Consider the following 23,318-nt stretch of genomic DNA (forward strand, 5'->3'; position numbering starts at 1 on the left):
AACTCTGGCGTTTTTGCCCTGTTCACGCGCCCTGGACCCTCGATCAACCTAGCCTCCCCGAGTAATTAATTGGCAACTCAACCGGCAGACACACCTCTGCCACCTATAGCCGAGCCGAATTAGCACCCATAAAAAAGGGCCACTGAAACGTGACCCTTTGTTAAATAGCTGTTTAGTGCTACCAGCTATTGATTTTCCAACTGCTGTATCAGCGGGCGCAGATCGCGCAGCCAGACCCGCTCATCCACAACCCCTACGTGCTTAAAGCGAATAATGCCCTCGCGATCCACCACATAGGTCTCCGGCGCGCCGAAGACTCCCAGATCAAGCCCAAGGCGGCCGTCGGCGTCCACGATTGAAAGCACATAAGGATTGTGAAACTCAGCCAACCACTTGCGGGCCTGGTCCACATCATCTTTGTAATTCAAGCCAACAATGCGCACGCCCTGCTCGGCCAGTGTATTGAGGTAGGGATGCTCGACCCGGCAAGACACACACCAGGTGGCCCAAACATTGAGCAAACTGACATGCCCCTTGAACACCGAGCGATCGACCTTTTGGCTGCCGTCTTCTAACGTCACCAAGTGGAACGGAGGCACAGGGCGATCAATTAGTGCCGACGGCATGGCGTTGGGATCCAGCTTCAAGCCCTGCCAAAACAACAACGCCAGCGCCGCAAACACGGCCAACGGAATAAATAGCTTAAGGCGCTGCAACGGGTACCTCCTGTGCTTCAGCCGAAATCGCGGCTTTACGCGTAACAAACCGGTAGCGCTTGTCCCATACGGTCAATAGCCCCGCGATTCCCATAAACAGGGCGCCCAGCCAAATCCAGCGCACAAAGGGTTTCACTTGAACTCGCACCGCCCAATCGCCGTTATCAAGGGGCTCGCCGAGCGCAACAAACACGTCGCGAAATAGACCAGCGTCAATTCCCGCTTCGGTCATTAAATTCCCACCGGAGAAGTAGCGGCGCTTTTGCGGCAACAGTACGGCCACCTCTTCACCGCCGTAGGTGACTACCACCAAGCCCTCGTCAGCCAAATAATTGGGCCCGCGCAATTTGCGCATTTCTACCAACTCAAAATGGTACCCCGCGACATCGAGCGATTTGCCAGGCGACAAGCGCACATCCCTCGCCTCATTAAACAGCGATACAAAACTCACACCTATCAAGGTCACCGCCATGCCCAAATGCGCGAGATGCATACAAAAAAAGCTCAATGGCAGCTTTGACAATCCCTCTCGCCACGATGCGCGGTGACGCAGCTTAGTGCGCAAATCCTGCACTGCAGCGAACACAATCCAGCTGGCGATAAACACGGCCACCGACGCTTGCCATAAATAGGGGCCGTCTGCCGCCAAGGGCGTGACCACGCCTAGCAGCAATGCACCCACAAACGGCCAGCGCAAATTGCTTAACAACTTGGCTGCCGGTGTGCGCTTGTATTGCGTCAAGGGCCCCACCGCTAACAGCACGCACAATATGCCCATTAAGGGAATAAAAAAGCGATTGAAATACGGCGGTCCAACAGAGAGCTTGCCCCAGCCTAATGCATCGGCAATCAGCGGGTAGAGTGTGCCCAGCAACACCGTAAATAGCACCACCACCAGCAACACATTGTTAGACAGTAAAAACCACTCGCGGGAAAAACCCAAAAAGGAAACAGAGCTGCGCACGGCGGGCACGCGCAGGGCATACAAGGTCAATGAACCACCCACAACCAACAACAAAAACGCCAGAATGAACAAACCTCGCTCAGGATCTGTAGCGAAGGCATGCACAGACGTCAGCACCCCCGAGCGCACCAAGAAAGTGCCGAGCAGACTCAGTGAAAAAGTAAAAATGGCCAGCAACAGCGTCCAGCTTTTAAACACACCGCGCTTTTCCGTCACCGCCAGTGAATGCATGAGCGCAGTACCCGCAAGCCACGGCATAAACGACGCGTTTTCGACGGGGTCCCAAAACCACCAGCCACCCCACCCTAGCTCGTAATAGGCCCACCAACTGCCAAGCGCAATGCCCACCGTTAAAAACGCCCAAGCGAGATTTGTCCACGGCCGCGACCAGCGCGCCCAGGCGCTATCCAGTCGACCGGAAATGAGCGTGGCTATGGCAAACGCAAAGCTCACGGAGAAACCCACGTAACCCATGTACAACATCGGCGGGTGGATGATCAGGCCAAAATCTTGCAACAGTGGATTTAAATCGCTGCCCTCGACCGGCGCGCCGGGCAACAGCCTGTCGAAAGGGTTGGACGTAAACAGGGTGAAGCTAAGGAAACCCACAGCCACCATGCCCATCACCGCCAGCACGCGCGCGCGCATTTCGATGGGCATATGTGCCGACTTCAAAGCCACGGCCCAAGTCCACACCGTCAAAATCAATACCCACAACAGCAGCGATCCCTCGTGGCCGCCCCATACCGCGCTGAGCTTGTAATACCAAGGCAGCAAGCTATTGGAATTGCTGGCCACATAGGCCACGGAAAAATCATCTATGGCAAAGGAGTAACTCAAACACACAAACGCCAATGCCACAAAAACAAAGGAACCAGTGGCCAGCGAGGGGGCGGTACTCATCCACAGCGCCCTGCCGTTAAAGCTGCCCGACAATGGCAAGACCGATAACAGCAGTGACAAGCCAAGGGACAAAACCAGTGCAAAATGCCCTAACTCAGGAATCATAGGAAATGACTCCACAGGTTTTTTGGTGTTCTACACCCTGCTGCTGTGATTCTTCGGCAATGGCCTCCGCGACTTCGGGCGGCATATAATTTTCATCGTGTTTAGCGAGCACTTCTTTGGCTTCAAAAATACCGTCACTGTGCAGCTGGCCATTGATGACCACGGCCTCTCCCTCGGCAAATAAATCCGGCAATATGCCTTGATAACTCACACCGACCTCTGCAACGCCATCGGTGATGCGAAATAGCACCTTGAGCGACGTTTGATCGCGGCTAACGCTGCCGGGCACGACGCAACCGCCCGCGCGAATGTCCCTATCCAATGGCACAGAGCCACTCACCAACTGTTGCGGTGGGTAAAACAGATTTAGATTTTCACGCAGTGAAAATACAATTAAGCCGATAGCAAGTGAGCTAAATACCAACACAAATCCTATCAAGAACAAACGCTGCTTTCGTACGGGGTGCATGAATTACCTCTTAATGTGATTGTCCGGCTTGCTGTGCCTGACGGGCCTGGGCGATACGGGCCAGCCGTTGTTGTTCCTGCAATGCTTGTCGGTGCGCGCGAATGGGCCAGACCACAAGAGCGATCAGCACCACCAACGAAATCCCCATCACCGACCACACAAAAATACCGTGCCCATCCATAGCCAGAAACGCGTGCAGCGATTCAAATTGAAAACTCACCTTATTGACCCTCGTTCAAAGCCTGAACCCAGCGGGTTTGACGCTCGCGATTCACAATTTCAGCGCGGGTAAATAAGATTAATACCAGCGCGTAAAAACAGTACATGGCAACAATCATCACCAACAACGGATAGAACATATCGGGATGCATTGACGGCGCCGAGGTGAATTTAATGGTGGCCGGCTGATGCAGTGTGTTCCAGATATCCACAGACTTATAAATAATGGGAATGTTCGCACACCCCACTAACGCCAAAATAGTACTGGCACTCGCGGCCTGCTGTTGATTGGTAAAGGAAACCTGTAACGCCATGATGCCAAGGTACAAGAAAAACAACACCAACATTGAAGTGATGCGCGCATCCCAGACCCAGTAAGTACCCCACGTGGGCTTACCCCAAATCGCGCCAGACACCAACGCCAAAAATGTGAGCGCTGCGCCAATGGGCGCCGCCGACTTCATCACCATATCGGCCAATTTCATTTTCCAGATATAGCCCACCGCACCACTGATGGCCATGATGTAGTAACCCGCCAACGCCAGAAAAGAAACGGGTACGTGAATATAAATTATCCGAAAAGAATTGCCTTGCTTGAAATCAACGGGCGCAAACGCCAAGCCCCAAATTAATCCCACCGACATCAACACTGCTGTCAGCGTGGCCAACCAAGGCAACCAACGACCCGTTTTCTCGTAAAACCATCGGGGCGACCCCAGACGGTGGAACCATTGCCAATTCACAAGCAAACCCTTTTATATTTTATGGTATTCATCAGTTAACCTTCGCTGGATATCCGCAGCGCGGCGGCCACGGCAAAGGGCGCACCCGCTACGGCCAAAGCTAAAAATCCGCCCAGCATGACCAACAATCCGTGATACTCAAAACCCTGGACCGCACGCATGGCCGCACTGGCACCAAATATCAGTACCGGCACATAAAACGGCATAATAATTAACGAAATTAACAGCCCGCCCTGACGCAATGCCACCGTCAGCGCCGCTCCAATTGCGCCGATAAAACTCAGACAGGCGGAGCCGATAAACAAAGAGACGATGAGCGGCAAATAACCCGCTTCTGGCAGCGACAACATCAACCCCAAAAGCGGCGACAACAACGTCAATGGCAGGCCAGTGACGAGCCAATGCACGGCAATTTTACTGAGCACCAGCATCGGCAAGGGGTGCGGAGAAATGAGCATTTGCTCAAGACTGCCATCGTCCCAATCGCTGCGAAACATCGCATCCAACGACAACAGTGTCGCCAGCAGCGCCACAATCCAAATCATACCCGGCGCAATGGCCGCAAGCTGTTTCACTTCGGGCCCAATGCCCAGAGGCAGCAGGGTAATCACCAGGACAAAGAAAATCATGGGGTTAGCCCAATCACTGCGCGAGCGCACTGCGAGCTTCCAATCCTGCGTAAATTGCAGGCCCATGGCCTGCGCCAAACCGACACTCATGCGGGCACCACCGAGTAGTCGCCCAGCGCCAAACGCTGCACGGGTAAATTCACTGGCTGATGCGACGTTAATACCACGCAACCTCCGCGCGCCGCGTGCGCACTCAAACGCTGCTCCAGTGCCGCAATCGCATGCACATCTAACGCGGTGAAAGGTTCATCAAGCACCCAAAACGGTTCGGAAGCAAGCGCTAGACGCGCCAGCGCCACACGCCGCAATTGGCCCGCCGACAATCGAAAACAGGGGACATCTTCGAAACCATACAAGCCCAATTCCGCGAGCGCTCCCTCAAGCGCGGAGGTATCTGCAGCGGGGCAGTAGTGGTGTAGATTTTCGCGCGCTGACAGCGCTTTTTTGATGCCAGGCGTGTGACCGATATATACGAGGGATTGCGCAAATTCATAGCGGCACTCTGCCACATCTCGCCCACGCCAACGCAATTCACCGCCGTGGTAGCGCGACACCCCGGTAATTTGGCGCAGTAACGACGTCTTGCCCACGCCATTGGGACCATCAATGTGCCAAATGTCGCCAGCACCGAATGTCACGCTCAGCCCCTCAAACAGCAGCCGGTTATCGCGTTCACAACTCAAGTCTTTTAGCGCCAGCAAGCCAATATCCGTCGTCTAAGGGAGTCAATGCCCAGCACATACCGAGCAGCTATAGTAAAAAGGAACCGGATTATAACCAGCCCGCCCGCCACAATCACCTGTTAGCCAAGGGTTTTCCTACAAGTGCCGTGCCGAATGTCTCAGACTTGTGCACCCATGGCCGATAACAAGGGAGTTAACAGGCGGACAGGTTCAATATGTCGATCGTGGGAGTGTCACTCAATGGAGCAGAAAGACTAATGGTCAACCCCGTTGGCCCTTCGCAAGCGACCGGACAAGCCGCCAGCAACGGGCAGGCATCCGCCACGCCCACTGCGCCGCTATCGCTCAGCCCAGGCACACGGCTTTGGGCACTGGTATCCGAAAGCACCCCGCTGGCCAGTCAGCCCAAGCTCGCCGCTGCCACTGAAGCACGCCTGCAGCAACTGCTACAACAGGCGCTGTCGAACCCGCAAAAACCGGCGCAGGGACACCCCGCACAAGCGACGCAAGCCGACGCTACTCAGGCCGACACCATCAAAGCCCTTACTCAACTGCTGCGCACCCCGATTCATCTGGTGCAGGCGCGCATTGGCCAGCACCCCATTACCCTGCTGGCAGACCGCCCCGTGCCCGCGGGCCAAACGCTGCCGTTGCGCGCCGATAGAGGTGGACTGACGTGGCTGGCGGGTGAAGCGCCACAAACAACTAGCGCAGCCAAAGCGGCACCACCACTTCAAACTCCGCTTCTCCAATTTTCTAGAAATGTCAGCCCGCCCCAACTGAGCAACGCTCAGCAATCGGCATTGATGCAGGTGTTACGACACGCCCTACCCCAACAACAACCCACGGCACAATGGCTGACAAAGCTCCAACCTTGGCTAAACGCGCCCAATGGCAGCACTAACCCCGCGGCAACCAATAAGTCAACCCAGTCCGCCCCGACCCCGCTGACGCCCTCAGCCCTGCCCACAAAACCCACAGCACCAGGCCAACAACCCAACCCTTTAATGCAGCTGGCTACCAACGCACTGACGCTACCCACGGACAGCCAGTCATTGCGCAACGCGGTTGCCAATAGCGGTTTGTTCGCCGAAGCCAAGCTCGCCAGCGCGACGCAGCCACAGTCAGACGCCAAGCTCTTGCTGTGGCAGCTATTGGGTCAGCCTAACAACACAGCCCAGACCACCAAACCGGCAACCGATTTACTGTCGCATTTGCTGCAGCTACTGCAACCCGCGACACCTAGCCAAACTTCACACGTGCCAAACACGCAAACGGCGGAACCCCTCAAAGCGCTGGCCCTGCAATGGCTCACTAAAATTGTCACCCAGCAAGCACAACATTTATTGGACAACACCACACCCGGCGAGTGGCGCCTCAATCTTGAACTGCCATTAAAAGTTGACCAACAATGGCTGCCACTGCAGCTGAATTTTCACAAGTATTGGCTGGCCGAAGACGATGATGCAGACAACCCGAGCCAGCAACAATCCGCCCAAGCAAAACCCGTTTGGCAGGTGACACTCAGCGTCGAAATTGCCGCGCTAGGTCCGCTAGATGCACGGGTGCGATACAGCGATGACCAACTGCACTGCACCCTGTGGGCCGCACAACCAGAAACCTTAAAATTAGTGACCCAGGAAGCAGAGGTGCTCAGGCAGAAGTTACATGCCCGCGGCCTCAAAGTTCACACCCTAGAGTGCCACGCCGGACGTTTGCCAACGCGCCCCAACACCCTTAGCAGCCCACTGCTGGATACCCATGCCTGACGTCACGAAAGAACACATTCAAAAAGCCGTTGCGTTGTTTTACGACGGCGAGCAGGCACCCAAGGTGGTGGCTAAAGGTGAGCACGCCTTGGCTGAAGAAATCGTGCGGCTGGCACAGGCCCACGACATTCCACTGTGCGACAATACCGGCTTAGTGGAACTCTTGATGCAATTGGAATTGAACGATGAAATTCCTGAAGCCCTCTACATTGCCGTTGCGCACATTCTCGCCTTTGCCTACGAACTGCAGGGTAAAGTGCCGCCGGCTGCACCCTAAGTGAGCACGCGAAGAATGAACCCACTCATTTCAGCTAGTGAACTGAATCACCGCCTCCATTCAGACCTGCGCCCCACAGTGCTCGACTGCCGCTTCAAGTTGGCGGATCCGAACGCGGGCCGGCGTGAATACGAAGCCGCCCATATACCTGGCGCATATTACGTTGATTTGGAGCGCGACCTGTCTGCCCCCGCGCAACGCCATGGCGGCCGTCACCCACTGCCCGACTTCAAAACCCTGTCTAAGACATTGGCGCAATTCGGGCTCAACAACCACAGCCACATCGTCCTCTACGACGCCAGCAAGGGCGCCTTTGCCAGCCGAGCTTGGTGGCTGCTGAAGCACGGAGGTCTGGCCAACATTCAATTGCTTGATGGCGGTTGGCAGGCATGGGTCGCAGAACACCTACCCACCGAATCCGGCGCCCAGACCATCGAAGCCAGTGCCGGCAACCTGAATTTATCGCCGGGCAGTATGCCGGTAGTGCACCACCAAGATATTTTGAACCACCAAAGTGAATGGCAACTCATAGACAGCCGAGAAAACGGGCGCTACTTGGGCCGGGAAGAACCCATCGACCCCATTGCCGGCCACATTCCCGGCGCGCGCAATTTACCCTGGCAAGACGCACTGGGCGATGACGGCAAATTCAAATCGCCAGAACTGCTCGTGCAGCGCTGGCAAAATGCTGGGCTGAGTGACGCCGATGAAAAAACCGTAATCTACTGCGGGTCGGGAGTAACCGCCTGCGTCAATGTCTTTGCGTTAGCGCTGACCGGCGCAACTGCCAGCCTCTATCCGGGCAGCTGGAGCGACTGGTGTAGCTATGTGGACGGGCACAACAAGGAAGGTAGCAATCGATCAGCCCGCGTCGCCACGGGCTGACACTGAACACACTTACTCCGGCATCAAGCAAACACCGGTGCCGGCCAATCCGCAGTAACCCGCAGGATTTTTCGCGAGGTATTGCTGATGGTATTCCTCAGCGTAATAAAACGTGGGGGCAGATGCGATCTCAGTGGTGATACTGCCCTTTCCTGCCGCCTGTAAACCCGCCTGAAATTGCGCAAAGGTGGCCTTGGCGCGCGCCAATTGCGCGTCGCTACAGGTGTACACCACAGAGCGATATTGCGTGCCCAAATCGTTGCCCTGCTGCATCCCTTGCGTGGGGTCGTGCACCTCCCAAAAGACCTTCAACAGGGCGTCGTAACTCGTGACCTTCGGATCGAATACCACCAACACCACCTCTGCATGCCCGGTATCGCCGCTGCACACCTCTTCATAGGTGGGGTTGGGGGTAAATCCGCCAGCGTAACCCACCGCCGTTGCATAAACACCCGGCTGCTGCCAAAAGCGTCGCTCAGCCCCCCAAAAACAGCCTAAGCCGAACATTGCCTGCTCTAGACCGTCTGGAAAAGGCGGCATTATCCCGACGCCATTGACGAAATGTTTGCCCGAAATCTCAATAGGCTGCGCGCGCCCTTTCAGCGCCTGCTCTGGCGTTGGCATTTGCATCTTGCCCATAACAACCTCACTTAATGTTTCATACTCGCGGTGATCGCGCCTGCAATGCTACCAAGACGAGCAAAGACTTGTGCTACTCAGTGTAGATTAGCGCGCCCGGGGAAAGTTACACCCTAAACCACCAAACCAAAAAAAAACCCCGCCGTGGCGGGGTTTTTCACGCTAACAGAATTAACGTTTTTCGAGCGAAACGAAATCGCGCTTGTTGTAGCCTGTGTACAGCTGACGCGGACGGCCAATCTTATAAGGATTGGAGATCATTTCGTTCCAGTGCGCAATCCAACCTACGGTGCGGCCCGTGGCAAAAATAACGGTGAACATTTCGGTCGGAATACCAATGGCTTTCATAATGATACCCGAGTAGAAATCCACATTCGGGTACAACTTCTTCTCAATGAAGTATTCATCTTCCAGCGCGATCTGTTCCAAGCGCTTGGCAATGGCCAGCAATGGATCGTTCTCTAAGCCTAACTCGGCCAACACTTCGTCACAGGTTTCCTTCATGACCTTAGCGCGCGGGTCGAAATTCTTGTACACGCGGTGTCCAAAGCCCATCAAGCGGAACGGATCACTCTTGTCTTTCGCTTTGGCGATGTACTTGTCGATATTGTCCACCGAGCCAATTTCTTCCAGCATCTCGAGTACCGCCTCGTTGGCACCACCGTGAGCCGGGCCCCACAAAGTCGCAATACCCGCCGCCACGCACGCGAAGGGGTTGGCACCTGAGGAACCAGCCAAACGCACGGTCGACGTGGACGCATTTTGCTCGTGATCGGCATGCAACAAGAAAATTTTATCCATGGCGCGCGCCAAAACAGGATTTACATCCGGATCATCGCAGGGCGTGCCAAACATCATGTGCAAGAAATTCTCTGAATAGCTCAGATCATTGTCGGGATACATAAACGGCTGGCCAATGTGGTGCTTGTAGCACATGGCCGCCAAGGTCGGCATTTTAGCGATAAGACGATGCGCCGAAATCAGGCGATGCTCGGGGTTATTGATATCTAGAGAGTCATGATAGAAAGACGACAAGGCGCCGACCACACCCACCATAATGGCCATGGGGTGCGCGTCATAGCGGAATCCACGGAAAAAATTGGTAAGGGATTCATGCACCATGGTGTGACCCATGATTGTGCTCACAAATTCTTCTTTTTGCGCCGCATTCGGCAGCTCGCCATTAAGCAATAAGTAGCAAGTTTCGAGATAATCAGATTTATCGGCCAGCTGCTCGATGGGATAACCACCGTGCAACAACACGCCGTTGCCGCCATCAATAAACGTCAACTTAGACTCACAAGAAGCCGTTGACATAAATCCTGGGTCATAAGTGAAGTACCCGTTGGCCGTGAGGCTGCTGACGTCGATCACGTCCGGACCGGTGGAACCGGAGTGTATGGGCAGCTCAATGGGGTCGCGCCCCTCTACTACCAGTTGTGCTTTCTTCTCAGCCATCTTGGGACTCCTATATCTGCAAGTTGTAATCGTCTCTTCTATCGGGGCTTGCATACCCTCTTTTATAGCACTAATGGCCGTGAGCGGACTTTAGAGCGGGCACAACTATAAAGTTAAGTTTGTTTTTGTCAAATAGATAGTCAATTATAGATGGCTGCACCAAAAACGACCCAACTTCTGAAATCTGCGGCAGTTCTGGTGCGCACAGCACACAAAGTAACCAATCCGCACAGCAATCCACCGAGGCGACTTTTGCATCCACCACGCACCTGAACCAAATCGGTGAAAGCCCCGTAAAATGGGCACATAAGTGCCGGATTTCATTTGTAATTTACAAGTTGCGTCCTTATAATTTCGCGCGTCTTGCAGGGGGGGTAGCTGGTGAAATGCCACTTTGCTACCTATGCTAGAGAGATTGTGTGTTATGCAGACTTTCTCGAACCGCCCGATTTCTGGGCAAAAAGGTGTGACTTAACGTGAACAAAAACAGACCTGTTAATCTCGACATCTCCACTATTCAACTTCCCATCACTGCTTACGTCTCTATCCTTCACCGCGTTTCTGGCGTCGCACTGTTCGCAGGCGTGGCTGTTTTGCTGTGGATGTTGGAAGCGAGCCTAAGTTCAGAGGCCAGCTTTGAGGAGCTCAAAGAGCTGACCGCAAGCCCTCTGTGTAAGTTGATTCTATGGGCCACGCTGGCCGGCCTCGCCTACCACATGATCGCAGGTATTCGTCACCTGATCATGGATATGGGAATTGGCGAGAGCTTAGAAGGTGGACAGACCGGCGCCAAAATTGCACTGGCACTCGCCGTCATCACTATTACAGCACTGGGGGTGTGGATATGGTAACTGCAGTTACGAGTTTTGGCCGCAGCGGCCTGTACGACTGGTTGATCCAACGCGTTAGCGCCGTGGTCATGGCCGCCTATACCTTCTTTATTGTAGGTTTTATTTTCACCACGCCTGAGATGACCTTCGACATCTGGCAGGGTTTATTCAATCAGCTTTGGGTGCGCATTTTCACCCTGGCCACGCTGCTATCTATCGCCGCACACGCCTGGATCGGCTTGTGGGCCGTACTGACCGACTACCTCACCACCCGCCTAATGGGCGCAAAAGCCACCGCACTGCGGTTGTTTGCGCAAGTGGTTCTGGGCGTGGTTACCCTGACCTATTTGGTCTGGGGCTTTGAAATTTTGTGGGGAGCTTGATCAATGTCTAATATGCGTACAATTTCATTCGACGGAATCGTGATCGGCGGTGGCGGCGCAGGCATGCGAGCAGCACTGCAGCTAGCACAGTCGGGCTACAAAACCGCGGTTATCACTAAAGTGTTTCCGACCCGCTCACACACCGTATCTGCCCAAGGCGGCATCACCTGTGCTATCGCCAGTGACGACCCGCAAGATGATTGGCGCTGGCACATGTACGATACCGTTAAAGGTTCCGACTATATCGGTGACCAAGATGCCATCGAATACATGTGTTCCGTGGGCCCCGCTGCCGTGTTCGAACTGGACCACATGGGCCTGCCCTTCTCGCGCACTGATGAAGGCCGCATTTATCAGCGTCCGTTCGGCGGCCAGTCGAAGGACTTCGGTAAAGGCGGACAAGCAGCTCGCACCTGCGCCGCAGCCGATCGCACCGGTCACGCGCTGCTGCACACCCTTTATCAAAACAACATCAAAAACAACACCGTCTTTTTAAACGAGTGGTTTGCCGTAGACCTCGTTAAAAATGCCGACGGCGCTGTGGTTGGTGTTATCGCCATGAACATTGAAGACGGCGAAGTTGTCTACGTGAAATCTAAGGCAACCGTATTTGCAACCGGCGGTGCGGGCCGAATTTACGCCTCCACTACCAATGCGCACATCAATACCGGTGACGGTATTGGCATGGCATTGCGCGCTGGCTTCCCCGTGCAGGACATCGAATTCTGGCAGTTCCACCCAACCGGTATTGCCGGCGCTGGGGTACTGGTAACGGAAGGTTGTCGCGGCGAAGGCGGTTACCTGATCAACAAACACGGCGAGCGCTTCATGGAGCGGTATGCGCCCAACGCCAAAGACTTGGCATCGCGCGACGTAGTTGCGCGCTCCATGGTATTGGAAATTTTGGCTGGCAACGGCTGCGGCCCGGACGGCGACCACGTATTCTTGAAACTGGATCACTTAGGTGAGGAAGTTCTGGAAAGCCGCCTACCCGGCATCTGTGAATTGTCGCGCACCTTTGCCCATGCCGATCCAGTGAAAGAGCCCGTGCCTGTGGTGCCCACCTGTCACTACATGATGGGCGGCATTCCTACCAACGTACACGGCCAAGCATTGACCCTGAAAGACGGTAAAGACGAAGTCATCGAAGGTTTCTATGCCTGTGGTGAAGCGGCCTGTGTTTCAGTACACGGCGCCAACCGACTCGGCGGTAACTCACTGCTCGACTTGGTGGTCTTCGGTCGCGCTTCGGGCATGTTTATCGAAAAAGCACTGCGCGAAGGTATCGAGCACAAAGAGGCCACTGAGGCCGATATCGAACGTGCAATGGCACGCTTGAATCGCGTCAATACCTCCACCAGCACCGATACCGCGCCCGCATTGCGCAAAGAACTGCAAACCATTATGCAGAATCACTTTGGTGTATTCCGCAATGGCGAGTTCATGAAAGAAGGTATCAAGAAACTGGCGGAATTGCGTCCACGCATTGAAAATGTCGGCATTACCGACAAGAGCAACGCCTTTAATACTGCGCGCATTGAAGCCCTGGAACTGCAAAACCTGCTTGAAGTTGCCGAGGCTACTGCAGTGGCAGCAGAAGAGCGCAAAGAATCCCGTGGCGCCCACGCGCGTGAAGATTTCCAAGAGCGTGATGATGTCAACTGGTTGTGCCATTCCATGTACTTCCCTGCTGAGAAAAAAGTAGAGAAGCGCGGTGTAAACTTCACACCGAAAACCATGGAAGCCTTCGAACCCAAAGCTCGTACTTACTAAGTCTGGGGAATGGTGAATATGTTAAAAGTAGAAATCTATCGCTATAACCCTGAGTCGGACAAAGCCCCTCATATGCAAACCTATGAGGTGGACACCCAGGGCAAAGACTTAATGGTGCTGGACGTACTGGAGCAAATTAAGTCGCAAGATGCATCATTGGCCTACCGTCGCTCGTGCCGTGAAGGCGTGTGTGGTTCAGATGGTATGAACATTAATGGCAAAAATGGCCTTGCGTGTATCATGCCCTTGTCTGCGTGCGTTAAGAACAACAAGTTGGTTCTGCGTCCGCTGCCGGGCTTGCCGGTCGTGCGCGATCTCGTCATCGACATGACGCAATTCTATGATCAGTACAAGAAGGTTCAACCCTACTTGCAAAATGATACGCCTGCGCCCGCCATTGAGCGCTTGCAGTCGCCGGAAGAACGCGAAAAACTGGACGGCTTGTACGAATGTATTTTGTGCGCCTGCTGTTCAACCAGCTGCCCGTCCTTCTGGTGGAATCCCGATAAGTTCATCGGTCCTGCCGGATTGCTACAGGCCTACCGCTTTTTAGCAGATAGCCGCGACACGGCAACCGATGAGCGCTTGGCAAAATTGGATGACCCCTTCAGCGTATTCCGCTGCCACGGCATCCAAAATTGTGTGGCCGTTTGTCCCAAAGGACTAAACCCCACGCGTGCCATTGGCCACATTCGAAATATGTTATTAGAACGCGCTGTTTAATCAGCGGCGGGCTCGTCCCGCAAACTGTGTAGTGCCGCACTAACCCCCTGCCCATTGGGCCGGGGGTTAGTCATAAAAAAATACAAGCGGCATGCCCACCATTCTCTGAATGGTCTTACAAGGTGCGGAACCCAGGTGCAGGAAAGATGCAAAGGCCCAAGGCCAACGTATTAATCTTTCGCCCTACTAAACTTTATTTGCGCAGCGCGCCTGCGCAAGTTAACAAACAGTGCGACTCCAAAAGAGTCTGCATATGAAACAACTAGTTTGACGCTAGTAAGTAGCAGGGGTATGTCGGGCAAGACCCGATCTATCTGTGAGAGCGACGATGAACTGTCGCTGCTTTCATGGGGTAACCGCTCGACTGGTTCGCCAGTCCGGAAAACACTGCCAGTAACATGGCGCTGTTCACGCCCTCACAGCTAGACAATGCCCCATCGACCAGGTGGGTAAAATGCAAGAAAGCATGTTGGAGCTGCTCAGGAAGTCTTCCCATATCTCCGATGGGAACACGGCCTATGTAGAAGATCTGTACGATACCTATTTACACGATCCCAACGCCGTGGATGAAGAGTGGCGCCGCTATTTTGAGCAGCTGCCCCGCGTCGATGGTGTGGTCGTGCAGGATACACCTCACTCTGTGATTCGAGAGCATTTCGAATTGCTCGGCAAGAATCGCGCGCGCCCCATTGCCGCTCCCGGCTCTGGTGGTGCCAATATCGAGCATGAGCGCAAGCAAGTTAAAGTCGTTCAACTGATCAGCTCCTACCGATTCCGTGGGCATCAACGGGCAAAGCTCGACCCGCTTGGACTGATGGAGCGCGAGCACATTCCCGATTTAGAGTTGAGCTTTCACGGTCTAACACCTGCCGATCTCGACACGGTATTCCAAACCGGCAACCTTTTTATCGGTAAAGACGAAGCGCCACTGCGCGAAATTATCGAGGCACTGGAGAGCACCTACTGCGGCCACATTGGCCCAGAGATAATGCACATCACCAATTTCTCTGAAAAGCAGTGGCTGCAGCAACGCTTGGAGTCCACGCGCTCTAAGCCCGCCTACCACAACGACATCAAGCTCAACATTCTCGAGCGCCTAACCGCCGCCGAGGGTTTAGAGCGCCACTTGGACACCAAATACCCGGGCACCAAGCGCTTCGGCCTTGAGGGCGGTGAATCGATGATTCCCCTGCTCGACGGTTTAGTAAAAAGTGCCGGCGCACACGGTGCCAAAGAAATCGTACTGGGCATGGCACACCGTGGGCGACTCAATACCCTGGTGAATGTTTTTGGTAAAAAGCCGTCAGAATTGTTTGAAGAATTTGAAGGCAAAAAACTGGTCACCACCTCCGGGGATGTGAAATACCATCAAGGTTTTTCATCGAACATCATGACCCCTGGTGGCGAAGTGCATATCGCCATGGCCTTTAACCCGTCGCACTTAGAAATCGTTTCGCCCGTGGTTGAAGGTTCAGTGCGCGCTCGCCAAGATCGCCGCGACGATCCCGTTGGTAATAAAGTGGTGCCCATCGTGGTGCACGGCGATGCCGCCTTTGCAGGCCAAGGCGTGGTCATGGAAACCTTCCAGATGTCACAGACCCGCGCGTACAAGACGGGCGGTACCTTGCATGTGGTGCTCAACAACCAAGTGGGCTTTACCACTAACCTGCGTGAAGACGCTCGCTCCACAGAGTACTGCACCGACGTCGCCAAAATGATCGAAGCGCCGATCTTCCACGTCAACGCCGACGATCCAGAAGCCGTGATGTTTGTGACACTGTTGGCCATGGATTACCGCTACGAATTTAAGAAAGATGTGGTTATCGACTTGGTGGGCTACCGCCGTCGCGGCCACAATGAGACGGATGAGCCCTCTGCGACTCAGCCGTTGATGTATAAAAAAATTCGCAACCACAAGCCCAGCCGAACGCTCTACGCCGAGCGTTTAGTTAGCGAGGGTGTGCTCTCTGAAGCCGAGGCCAAGGCCATGGCAGACGAGTACCGCGCTGCACTCGATCGCGGCGAACACGTGGCCAGCGGCTTGGTGAGCGAACCCGACAAGTCGTTGTTTGTAGACTGGGGCCCCTACATCGGCCACGACTGGACCGCGGAAGGCGACACCCGTGTGGACATCAAGCACCTGCAGCAAATTGCGCAGAAGTGCTGTGACATTCCAGACGGCGTTGTGGTGCAGCGTCAGGTCTCAAAGATTTACGAAGACCGCAAAAAAATGGCCGGTGGTGCCCTACCCATCAATTGGGGAATGGCCGAGACGCTAGCCTATGCCACTATTCTCGATCAGGGCGTGCGCGTGCGTTTGACCGGTCAGGACGTGGGCCGCGGCACCTTCTCTCATCGCCACGCGGTGGTGCACAGCCAAAAAGATGCGAGCCGTTACGTACCGCTGCAAAATTTAAGTGCCGATCAACCGCGCTTCGACATCTTCGATTCATTGTTGTCGGAAGAAGCGGTGCTGGCATTTGAATATGGTTATGCCACGACCACGCCCAATGCGCTGGTAATTTGGGAAGCCCAATTCGGCGATTTCGCCAATGGCGCACAAGTGGTCATCGATCAGTTCATCACCTCAGGTGAGCACAAATGGGGTCGCCTGTGTGGCTTAACCATGCTGTTACCGCACGGTTATGAAGGCCAGGGGCCAGAGCACTCCTCCGCTCGCCTTGAACGCTTTATGCAACTGTGTGCTGAACACAACATTCAAATTTGTATTCCCACCACGCCCGCGCAAGTGTTCCACATGCTGCGCCGGCAAGCTGTGCGCCCAATGCGTCGCCCACTCGTGGTGTTGAGCCCCAAATGGATTTTGCGACACAAACTCGCTACCTCAACCCTAGAAGAACTGGCCAATGGTCACTTCCACAACGTGCTCGCCGACACGACGGTCAATCCGAAAAAGGTGAAGCGCGTTGTGCTCTGCTCCGGCAAAGTGTATTACCACCTGCTTGAAGCGCGCATGGAGCGCGGACAAGAAGACGTGGCATTGGTGCGTTTGGAACAGCTCTACCCCTTCCCTGAAGACGAGCTGGTTGAGGCACTCAAACCCTACGGTAAATTAACTGATTTCGTATGGTGCCAAGAAGAACCCATGAACCAAGGTGCCTGGTATTCCAGCCAGCACCATATGCGTCGCGTGATTGCTAACATTTCATCCAAGGCGTATTTGAATTTTGCGGGCCGAGAAGCCTCTGCCGCACCGGCAGCGGGCTACATGTCCACACACTTGGAAGAACAAAACCGTTTCATCGACGAAGCACTGACTATTAAGTAGCAGTCGTTAACAGATTTGGCTAAGGCTAAGGAATAGAGACAATGAGTATCGAAATCAAAGCACCGCAATTCCCCGAGTCCGTACCCGATGGCACCATTGCCACGTGGCACAAGAAAGCTGGCGAAGCCGTCAGCCGCGATGAGCTAATTGTAGATATCGAAACCGACAAGGTGGTGTTAGAAGTTGTTGCACCCGCCGACGGCGTGTTGGCAGAAATCCTCAAAGACGAAGGCGACACCATCCTCAGCAACGAGGTGATTGCCCGCTTAGAAGAGGGCGCTGCGCCCGCTGCCAGTGCACCTAAACAGGAGGCTACTGCTCCCGCCGCTGCAGCCCCCCAAGCGAGCGACGAAAAACTGGTTAACCCTTCAGCCCGGAAAATGGCAAGCGAGAACAACGTCAATGTGGGCGCTGTGGAAGGCTCAGGCAAAGGCGGTCGCGTCACCAAGGGCGATGTTATCGATCACTTGAAAGGCGGCGCTGCATCGCCTGCCAGTGCGCCTGCCCCCGCGGCTGTAGCGAGCCAAAGTCCGGCCGCCATGCCGGCCGGCGATCGCACTGAAAAGCGCGTTCCCATGTCTCGTATGCGCGCGCGCATTGCCGAGCGCCTGCTCGAAGCCAGCCAGTCCACCGCCATGCTCACCACGTTCAATGAAGTGGACATGGGCCCGGTGATGGAGTTGCGCAAAAAATACAAAGATCAATTTGAAAAATCTCACAATGGCACCCGCTTAGGTTTCATGGGCTTTTTCGTAAAAGCTGCTGCAGAAGCCTTGCGCCGCTTCCCTGCCGTTAACGCCTCAATCGATGGCAACGACGTGGTTTACCACGGCTACCAAGACATTGGTGTGGCGGTATCAACGGAGAAAGGGTTGGTAGTGCCGGTACTTCGCAATACCGAACACATGGGTCTGGCCGATGTTGAAAACACCATCCGCGATTTCGGCCTGCGTGCACGCGATGGCAAGTTGGGCATGGACGACATGATGGGTGGCACCTTCACCATCACCAATGGCGGCGTTTTTGGCTCATTGATGTCGACCCCCATTTTGAACCCGCCACAGACCGCGATTTTGGGCATGCATAAAATCCAAGAGCGCCCTATGGCCGTCAACGGCAAAGTTGAAATCCGCCCCATGATGTACTTGGCCCTGTCATATGATCATCGTTTAATCGATGGCAAAGATGCCGTGCAGTTCTTGGTTGCGATTAAAGACATGATTGAAGACCCGGCCCGCATACTGCTGGAAATTTAATCGCCTGCACAACACAATTTCTCGGGGGCGCTAGCCCCCTACACTTTTAGGATTGAGGACAAAACATGTCTGACAAATTTGACGTAATCGTGATCGGTTCCGGCCCTGCGGGCTACGTAGCAGCCATTCGCGCCGCTCAGTTGGGTTTAAAAACCGCCTGTATTGAAAAGTGGCAAAACGCCGAGGGTAAGGGCGTCAATGGCGGCACCTGTTTGAATGTGGGCTGCATCCCCTCCAAAGCGTTGCTCGACAGCTCCTACAAGTATCACGAAGCGAAGGACGACCTCGAAATTCACGGCATCACCACCAAAGACGTGAAAATTGATGTGCCATCCATGATCGCGCGCAAAGCAGCCATCGTGAAGCAGCTGACCGGCGGCATTGCCGGCCTGTTCAAGGCCAACGGCGTCACCTCTTTTTACGGCACCGGCAAACTGCTGGCCAACCGTACCGTTGAAATCACCGATTTCGAAGGCAAGGTTCAAACACTGACTGCCGACAACGTCATCCTCGCGTCCGGTTCGGTACCTGTGAACATCCCCGTGGCGCCAGTCGACAACGACGTCATTCTGGATTCCACCGGTGCATTGGAAATCGACAAGGTGCCCGAGCGCCTGGGCGTTATTGGTGCCGGTGTCATCGGTCTAGAATTGGGCTCAGTTTGGAACCGTTTGGGTTCAAAAGTTGTACTGCTGGAGGCCATGCCCGACTTCTTGGCCATGATGGATCAGCAAATTGCCAAAGAAGCCAAAAAAATTCTCACCAAGCAAGGCCTGGATATTCGCCTGAACTGCCGCGTTACTGGCAGCGAAGTCAGTGGTAAAGGCAAGAAAAAGACGGTCACCGTCACCTACACTGATGCCGACGGCAACGAGCAAAAAGAAGTGTTCGACAAGCTGATCGTGTGCGTTGGTCGCCGCCCCTTCACCCAGAACTTGCTGTCTGCCGACAGCGGCGTGAACTTGGACGAGCGCGGTTTTATCTACGTCAATGACCTCTGCTCTACCTCAGCGCCCGGCGTATGGGCCATTGGTGACGTGGTGCGCGGCCCCATGCTGGCCCACAAAGGCAGCGAAGAAGGCGTGGTAGTTGCCGAGCGTATCGCTGGCCAAAAGAGCATAGTGAACTACGATATTATCCCCAACGTCATTTACACCCACCCGGAAGTGGCGTCTGTGGGTAAGACTGAAGAGCAACTCAAGTCTGAGGGCGAGCCCTACAATGTTGGCGTGTTCCCCTTTGCGGCCAGTGGTCGCGCCATGGCCGCCAACGAGACCGGCGGCATGGTGAAAATTTTGGCACACGCTGACACCGATCGCGTGCTGGGTGCTCACATTGTGGGTCCATCGGCAGCCGACTTGGTTCAGCAGGTTGCCATCGCCATGGAATTTGGTTCATCAGCCGAAGACATTGGCATGACGATTTTTGGTCACCCGACTCTGTCAGAGGCGGTTAAAGAAGCGGCATTGGCGGCGAACGGACACGCTATTCACATCGCCAACCGCAAAAAGCGCAAATAATAACAATACGGCGTTAACGCCTCACACGAGGCACATCAGGGGGTCAGTCTGGAGTAACGGCTGACCATCACAGGTACAGCGTATTGTGGTTATGACGGGGCCAATGCCCCATCCAACAAACGCACAAAGTGGAACGACATCATGAATTTGCATGAGTATCAGGCAAAGCAGTTGTTTGCCGAGTACGGTCTCCCGGTATCCAAGGGCGTAGCAGCTGCTACACCTGCCGAGGCTGTTGCCGCAGCCGCCGAGATCGGTGGTGACAAATGGGTAGTAAAAGCACAGGTTCACGCCGGTGGCCGCGGTAAAGCGGGCGGCGTTAAATTGGTCAGCACCAAACAAGAAATCGAAGATTTCGCCAAAAAGTGGCTGGGCAACAACCTGGTGACCTACCAGACAGACGAAAACGGTCAGCCCGTTTCGCGCATTTTGGTTGAGTCTTGCACCGACATCGCCCAAGAATTGTACCTGGGCGCAGTGGTAGACCGTGCAACCCGTCGCATCGTGTTCATGGCGTCTACTGAAGGCGGCGTGGAAATTGAAAAAGTTGCGGAAGAGACCCCCGAGAAGATTTTGAAAGCCGTGATCGATCCGCTGGTGGGCGCACAGCCTTACCAAGCGCGCGACCTGGCCTTCCAGTTGGGCCTGAACGCGGCCCAGGTGAAGCAATTCACCAAGATCTTCTTAGGTCTGGCCAAGATGTTCCAAGACTTCGACTTCGCCCTGCTGGAAATTAACCCGCTGGTGATCACCGAAGAAGGCAACCTGCACTGCTTGGACGGCAAGATCAACATCGACGGCAACGCCTTGTACCGTCAGCCCAAGATCAAAGAAATGCACGATCCCTCACAGGAAGACGAGCGCGAAGCCAATGCCGCCAAGTGGGAGCTGAACTACGTAGCTCTCGACGGCAACATCGGCTGCATGGTGAACGGCGCAGGTCTGGCCATGGGCACCATGGACATCGTGAAGTTGCACGGCGGCCAGCCCGCTAACTTCTTGGATGTGGGCGGCGGCGCTACCAAAGAGCGCGTGATTGAAGCGTTTAAGATCATCCTGTCTGACGATGCGGTAGAAGCCGTATTGATCAACATCTTCGGCGGCATCGTGCGCTGTGACATGATCGCTGAAGGCGTGATTGGCGCAGTCAAAGAAGTGGGCGTTAAAGTGCCCGTGGTTGTGCGCCTTGAAGGTAACAACGCAGACTTGGGTGCCAAGGTTCTGAGCGAAAGCGGTTTGAACATCATCGCCGCCACCAGCCTGACCGATGCTGCACAGCAAGTAGTTAAAGCGGCGGGAGGCAAATAATGAGCGTTTTAATCAATAAAGATACCAAGGTGATCTGTCAGGGTTTCACCGGTGCACAAGGCACCTTTCACTCTGAACAAGCCATTGCCTACGGCACCAAAATGGTTGGCGGCGTTACGCCCGGCAAAGGCGGTCAAACGCACCTGGGCCTGCCCGTATTCAACACCGTTCGCGAAGCCGTAGCAGCCACGGGCGCCGAAGCGTCTGTGATCTACGTGCCTGCGGCCTTCTGTAAGGACTCCATCCTGGAAGCGGCGAACGCCGGCATCAAGCTGATCGTGTGCATCACCGAAGGCATTCCAACCTTGGACATGCTGGAAGCGAAAGTGGTTGTGGATCAGTTGGGCGTGACCTTAATCGGCCCTAACTGCCCCGGTGTAATTACCCCCGGCGAGTGCAAGATCGGCATCATGCCCGGTCACATTCACCTGCCAGGTAAAGTGGGTATCGTGTCGCGCTCCGGCACCCTAACCTACGAAGCCGTTAAGCAAACCACCGACTACGGTTTTGGCCAATCCACCTGTGTGGGCATCGGCGGCGACCCAATTCCCGGTTCTAACTTCATCGATATCCTGAAGTTGTTCCAGGAAGACCCCGCCACTGAAGCAATTGTGATGATCGGCGAAATTGGTGGTAGCGCGGAAGAAGAAGCCGCCGCTTACATCAAGGCGAATGTCACCAAGCCCGTTGTCTCTTACATTGCCGGTGTTACCGCACCTGCCGGTAAGCGCATGGGCCACGCGGGCGCCATCATCGCCGGCGGCAAAGGCACTGCCGACGAGAAGTTTGCCGCGCTTGAAGATGCAGGCGTGAAGACTGTTCGCAGTCTGGCCGACATCGGTGCGGCACTGAAAGAGATTACTGGCTGGTAATAACTGCTAGAAGTCTTGCCAAAAGGGCCGCACTGCGGCCCTTTTTTGTGGGGGCAGCAAAACTAATATTGGCGTGGGAAAACCACCGTGGCTTAGAAAAAATGTTTTATGTGGGCGTGCGACTAGCGCATCAATTAGTCGCTAATTCTTATTGAAACCTTCGCGCTCCATGCGCTCGTTCACAGCGCGCCACTGGGGCAGGCTTTTTTGGCTGTCACTGGTCAGTTTTTTATCGCGTGATTTCGCCAACCAGAGACCGTCGCCATTAAAACTGTAAATAGGGAATAAATCCGTGCGCTGAGAGGCAGGCAATATCGTCTTATTGATATTGTCCAAAATGAGAGGCTCTGAGCTAGGCGTCGGATAATAAGCCAATACCATATGGGCTTGATCGTATTCCAATGCCTTGACGTAGGTGATACGCAGTTTATCTGGATCCATTCGAGTATGGTGCAGCGTCACATACTTGCCGATAGAAAAATCTTCGCAATCGCCGCCGTTTGTCGCCAGCGTTTCAAGGGGCGTTGCCCAATAATCTTCCTGCTGCCAATGCTCGATATCTGACACCCATGCCACTTGATTGAAAAAATCGTTGGCCCGTTTGAGCTTGTCGAGATCATCCGGGTAGTCCTTCAAGGTCATGCGCATGTGGGGCGGCCAACTGGCCACCCGCTGCCGTGCATCAGTGCCCCACTTGGCATCGACCCAGCGCAATACGGACTCTGTCACTCCAAAATCTTGTAGTTGGGCCATGACCGAGGAACAGCCTATGCCCCCCACCAACGCCAACGTCCGCCAACCGGTTAAGCCTCTGTGCACACTGCCCTCCTATTACGGCAGCATTCAGTATAGTCAGGCCACCATCGCCACGCGGGCTTTTAACCGGTAAAATTCCGCCCCAGAGC

At 54.7% G+C, this 23,318-nt stretch carries 22 protein-coding genes; 12 read left to right on the forward strand and 10 right to left on the reverse strand.

The window, feature by feature from the left end:
- Nucleotides 1–185 precede the first annotated feature (185 nt).
- The 7 genes from FHS30_RS09270 to ccmA are packed head-to-tail and all read right to left on the reverse strand — an operon-like array spanning nt 186 to nt 5,449.
- Nucleotides 186–716: a DsbE family thiol:disulfide interchange protein gene (locus tag FHS30_RS09270; protein WP_183910151.1), complete on the reverse strand. Its 531-nt coding sequence runs from the start codon at nt 714–716 to the stop codon at nt 186–188.
- Nucleotides 703–2,688 (reverse strand): heme lyase CcmF/NrfE family subunit, encoded by a 1,986-nt coding sequence (locus tag FHS30_RS09275; RefSeq protein WP_183910152.1) that lies wholly within the window; start codon nt 2,686–2,688, stop codon nt 703–705. Before FHS30_RS09275 ends, FHS30_RS09270 begins: the two co-directional genes overlap by 14 nt.
- A complete protein-coding gene (gene ccmE / locus FHS30_RS09280) occupies nt 2,678–3,157 on the reverse strand; it encodes a cytochrome c maturation protein CcmE (RefSeq protein WP_183910153.1) in 480 nt (159 codons plus the stop codon). Before ccmE ends, FHS30_RS09275 begins: the two co-directional genes overlap by 11 nt.
- Nucleotides 3,158–3,167: 10 nt before the next feature.
- On the reverse strand, nt 3,168–3,377 hold the full coding sequence (gene ccmD / locus FHS30_RS09285; protein WP_221197215.1) for a heme exporter protein CcmD: 210 nt from the start codon (nt 3,375–3,377) through the stop codon (nt 3,168–3,170).
- Between the two features lies 1 nt (nt 3,378).
- Nucleotides 3,379–4,119, reverse strand: a complete 741-nt coding sequence (locus FHS30_RS09290) for a heme ABC transporter permease CcmC (RefSeq protein ID WP_183910154.1) — start codon at nt 4,117–4,119, stop codon at nt 3,379–3,381.
- 35 nt (nt 4,120–4,154) lie between these two features.
- Nucleotides 4,155–4,838 (reverse strand): heme exporter protein CcmB, encoded by a 684-nt coding sequence (gene ccmB / locus FHS30_RS09295; RefSeq protein WP_183910155.1) that lies wholly within the window; start codon nt 4,836–4,838, stop codon nt 4,155–4,157.
- Nucleotides 4,835–5,449: a cytochrome c biogenesis heme-transporting ATPase CcmA gene (gene ccmA / locus FHS30_RS09300; protein WP_183910156.1), complete on the reverse strand. Its 615-nt coding sequence runs from the start codon at nt 5,447–5,449 to the stop codon at nt 4,835–4,837. The genes ccmB and ccmA overlap by 4 nt, the downstream gene beginning before the upstream one ends.
- Nucleotides 5,450–5,688: 239 nt before the next feature.
- Here ccmA and fliK point away from each other — a divergent pair, with 239 nt between their 5' ends.
- Genes fliK through FHS30_RS09315 form a run of 3 tightly spaced genes read left to right on the forward strand, consistent with a single transcriptional unit; the run spans nt 5,689 to nt 8,362 of the window.
- Nucleotides 5,689–7,200, forward strand: coding sequence for a flagellar hook-length control protein FliK (fliK, locus tag FHS30_RS09305; RefSeq protein WP_183910157.1), 1,512 nt, complete (start codon nt 5,689–5,691; stop codon nt 7,198–7,200).
- Nucleotides 7,193–7,477 (forward strand): EscU/YscU/HrcU family type III secretion system export apparatus switch protein, encoded by a 285-nt coding sequence (locus FHS30_RS09310; RefSeq protein ID WP_183910158.1) that lies wholly within the window; start codon nt 7,193–7,195, stop codon nt 7,475–7,477. The genes fliK and FHS30_RS09310 overlap by 8 nt, the downstream gene beginning before the upstream one ends.
- A 15-nt stretch (nt 7,478–7,492) precedes the next feature.
- Nucleotides 7,493–8,362, forward strand: coding sequence for a sulfurtransferase (locus FHS30_RS09315; RefSeq protein ID WP_183910159.1), 870 nt, complete (start codon nt 7,493–7,495; stop codon nt 8,360–8,362).
- Nucleotides 8,363–8,374: 12 nt separating this feature from the next.
- Here FHS30_RS09315 and msrA read toward each other — a convergent pair whose 3' ends face one another.
- Nucleotides 8,375–9,001: a peptide-methionine (S)-S-oxide reductase MsrA gene (msrA, locus tag FHS30_RS09320; protein ID WP_183910160.1), complete on the reverse strand. Its 627-nt coding sequence runs from the start codon at nt 8,999–9,001 to the stop codon at nt 8,375–8,377.
- Nucleotides 9,002–9,172: 171 nt separating this feature from the next.
- Nucleotides 9,173–10,459 carry a citrate synthase gene (gltA, locus tag FHS30_RS09325; RefSeq protein WP_183910161.1) on the reverse strand — a complete coding sequence of 429 codons (1,287 nt, stop codon included), beginning with the start codon at nt 10,457–10,459 and terminating at the stop codon, nt 9,173–9,175.
- 476 nt (nt 10,460–10,935) lie between these two features.
- Between gltA and sdhC the strand changes: the two genes are divergently transcribed.
- The 9 genes from sdhC (at nt 10,936) to sucD (ending at nt 22,413) form a co-directional block, all read left to right on the forward strand.
- Nucleotides 10,936–11,310 (forward strand): succinate dehydrogenase, cytochrome b556 subunit, encoded by a 375-nt coding sequence (gene sdhC, locus FHS30_RS09330; RefSeq protein WP_183910162.1) that lies wholly within the window; start codon nt 10,936–10,938, stop codon nt 11,308–11,310.
- Nucleotides 11,304–11,672 carry a succinate dehydrogenase, hydrophobic membrane anchor protein gene (sdhD, locus tag FHS30_RS09335; RefSeq protein ID WP_183910163.1) on the forward strand — a complete coding sequence of 123 codons (369 nt, stop codon included), beginning with the start codon at nt 11,304–11,306 and terminating at the stop codon, nt 11,670–11,672. The genes sdhC and sdhD overlap by 7 nt, the downstream gene beginning before the upstream one ends.
- A 3-nt stretch (nt 11,673–11,675) precedes the next feature.
- A complete protein-coding gene (gene sdhA, locus FHS30_RS09340) occupies nt 11,676–13,445 on the forward strand; it encodes a succinate dehydrogenase flavoprotein subunit (protein ID WP_183910164.1) in 1,770 nt (589 codons plus the stop codon).
- 18 nt (nt 13,446–13,463) lie between these two features.
- Entirely contained in the window at nt 13,464–14,168 is a 705-nt protein-coding gene (locus FHS30_RS09345; protein WP_183910165.1) for a succinate dehydrogenase iron-sulfur subunit, read from the forward strand.
- A 454-nt stretch (nt 14,169–14,622) separates the two neighbouring features.
- On the forward strand, nt 14,623–17,457 hold the full coding sequence (locus FHS30_RS09350) for a 2-oxoglutarate dehydrogenase E1 component (protein WP_183910166.1): 2,835 nt from the start codon (nt 14,623–14,625) through the stop codon (nt 17,455–17,457).
- 41 nt (nt 17,458–17,498) lie between these two features.
- The gene (gene odhB / locus FHS30_RS09355; RefSeq protein ID WP_183910167.1) at nt 17,499–18,713 is read left to right on the forward strand and encodes a 2-oxoglutarate dehydrogenase complex dihydrolipoyllysine-residue succinyltransferase; all 1,215 of its coding nucleotides are present in this window, start codon (nt 17,499–17,501) and stop codon (nt 18,711–18,713) included.
- A gap of 65 nt (nt 18,714–18,778) precedes the next feature.
- On the forward strand, nt 18,779–20,233 hold the full coding sequence (gene lpdA, locus FHS30_RS09360) for a dihydrolipoyl dehydrogenase (RefSeq protein ID WP_183910168.1): 1,455 nt from the start codon (nt 18,779–18,781) through the stop codon (nt 20,231–20,233).
- 141 nt (nt 20,234–20,374) lie between these two features.
- Nucleotides 20,375–21,541 carry an ADP-forming succinate--CoA ligase subunit beta gene (gene sucC, locus FHS30_RS09365; protein WP_183910169.1) on the forward strand — a complete coding sequence of 389 codons (1,167 nt, stop codon included), beginning with the start codon at nt 20,375–20,377 and terminating at the stop codon, nt 21,539–21,541.
- Nucleotides 21,541–22,413: a succinate--CoA ligase subunit alpha gene (gene sucD, locus FHS30_RS09370; RefSeq protein ID WP_183910170.1), complete on the forward strand. Its 873-nt coding sequence runs from the start codon at nt 21,541–21,543 to the stop codon at nt 22,411–22,413. The genes sucC and sucD overlap by 1 nt, the downstream gene beginning before the upstream one ends.
- Before the next feature lie 141 nt (nt 22,414–22,554).
- On the opposite strand, the gene FHS30_RS09375 is transcribed toward sucD, so the two are convergent.
- Nucleotides 22,555–23,166 carry a transglutaminase-like cysteine peptidase gene (locus tag FHS30_RS09375; RefSeq protein WP_183910171.1) on the reverse strand — a complete coding sequence of 204 codons (612 nt, stop codon included), beginning with the start codon at nt 23,164–23,166 and terminating at the stop codon, nt 22,555–22,557.
- Between the last annotated feature and the right edge of the window lie 152 nt (nt 23,167–23,318).

Source organism: Simiduia aestuariiviva (assembly GCF_014192475.1).
Classification (GTDB): domain Bacteria; phylum Pseudomonadota; class Gammaproteobacteria; order Pseudomonadales; family Cellvibrionaceae; genus Simiduia; species Simiduia aestuariiviva.

Excerpts from the sequence above, each read along its gene's own strand:
- FHS30_RS09275 (WP_183910152.1), bottom strand. The coding sequence starts at position 2,688 with ATGATTCCTGAGTTAGGGCATTTTGCACTGGTTTTGTCCCTTGGCTTG.
- ccmE (WP_183910153.1), bottom strand. The coding sequence starts at position 3,157 with ATGCACCCCGTACGAAAGCAGCGTTTGTTCTTGATAGGATTTGTGTTG.
- ccmB (WP_183910155.1), bottom strand. The coding sequence starts at position 4,838 with ATGAGTGTCGGTTTGGCGCAGGCCATGGGCCTGCAATTTACGCAGGAT.
- fliK (WP_183910157.1), top strand. The coding sequence starts at position 5,689 with ATGGTCAACCCCGTTGGCCCTTCGCAAGCGACCGGACAAGCCGCCAGC.
- FHS30_RS09310 (WP_183910158.1), top strand. The coding sequence starts at position 7,193 with ATGCCTGACGTCACGAAAGAACACATTCAAAAAGCCGTTGCGTTGTTT.
- FHS30_RS09315 (WP_183910159.1), top strand. The coding sequence starts at position 7,493 with ATGAACCCACTCATTTCAGCTAGTGAACTGAATCACCGCCTCCATTCA.
- msrA (WP_183910160.1), bottom strand. The coding sequence starts at position 9,001 with ATGGGCAAGATGCAAATGCCAACGCCAGAGCAGGCGCTGAAAGGGCGC.
- gltA (WP_183910161.1), bottom strand. The coding sequence starts at position 10,459 with ATGGCTGAGAAGAAAGCACAACTGGTAGTAGAGGGGCGCGACCCCATT.
- sdhD (WP_183910163.1), top strand. The coding sequence starts at position 11,304 with ATGGTAACTGCAGTTACGAGTTTTGGCCGCAGCGGCCTGTACGACTGG.
- sdhA (WP_183910164.1), top strand. The coding sequence starts at position 11,676 with ATGTCTAATATGCGTACAATTTCATTCGACGGAATCGTGATCGGCGGT.
- FHS30_RS09345 (WP_183910165.1), top strand. The coding sequence starts at position 13,464 with ATGTTAAAAGTAGAAATCTATCGCTATAACCCTGAGTCGGACAAAGCC.
- FHS30_RS09350 (WP_183910166.1), top strand. The coding sequence starts at position 14,623 with ATGCAAGAAAGCATGTTGGAGCTGCTCAGGAAGTCTTCCCATATCTCC.
- odhB (WP_183910167.1), top strand. The coding sequence starts at position 17,499 with ATGAGTATCGAAATCAAAGCACCGCAATTCCCCGAGTCCGTACCCGAT.
- lpdA (WP_183910168.1), top strand. The coding sequence starts at position 18,779 with ATGTCTGACAAATTTGACGTAATCGTGATCGGTTCCGGCCCTGCGGGC.
- sucC (WP_183910169.1), top strand. The coding sequence starts at position 20,375 with ATGAATTTGCATGAGTATCAGGCAAAGCAGTTGTTTGCCGAGTACGGT.
- sucD (WP_183910170.1), top strand. The coding sequence starts at position 21,541 with ATGAGCGTTTTAATCAATAAAGATACCAAGGTGATCTGTCAGGGTTTC.
- FHS30_RS09375 (WP_183910171.1), bottom strand. The coding sequence starts at position 23,166 with ATGGCCCAACTACAAGATTTTGGAGTGACAGAGTCCGTATTGCGCTGG.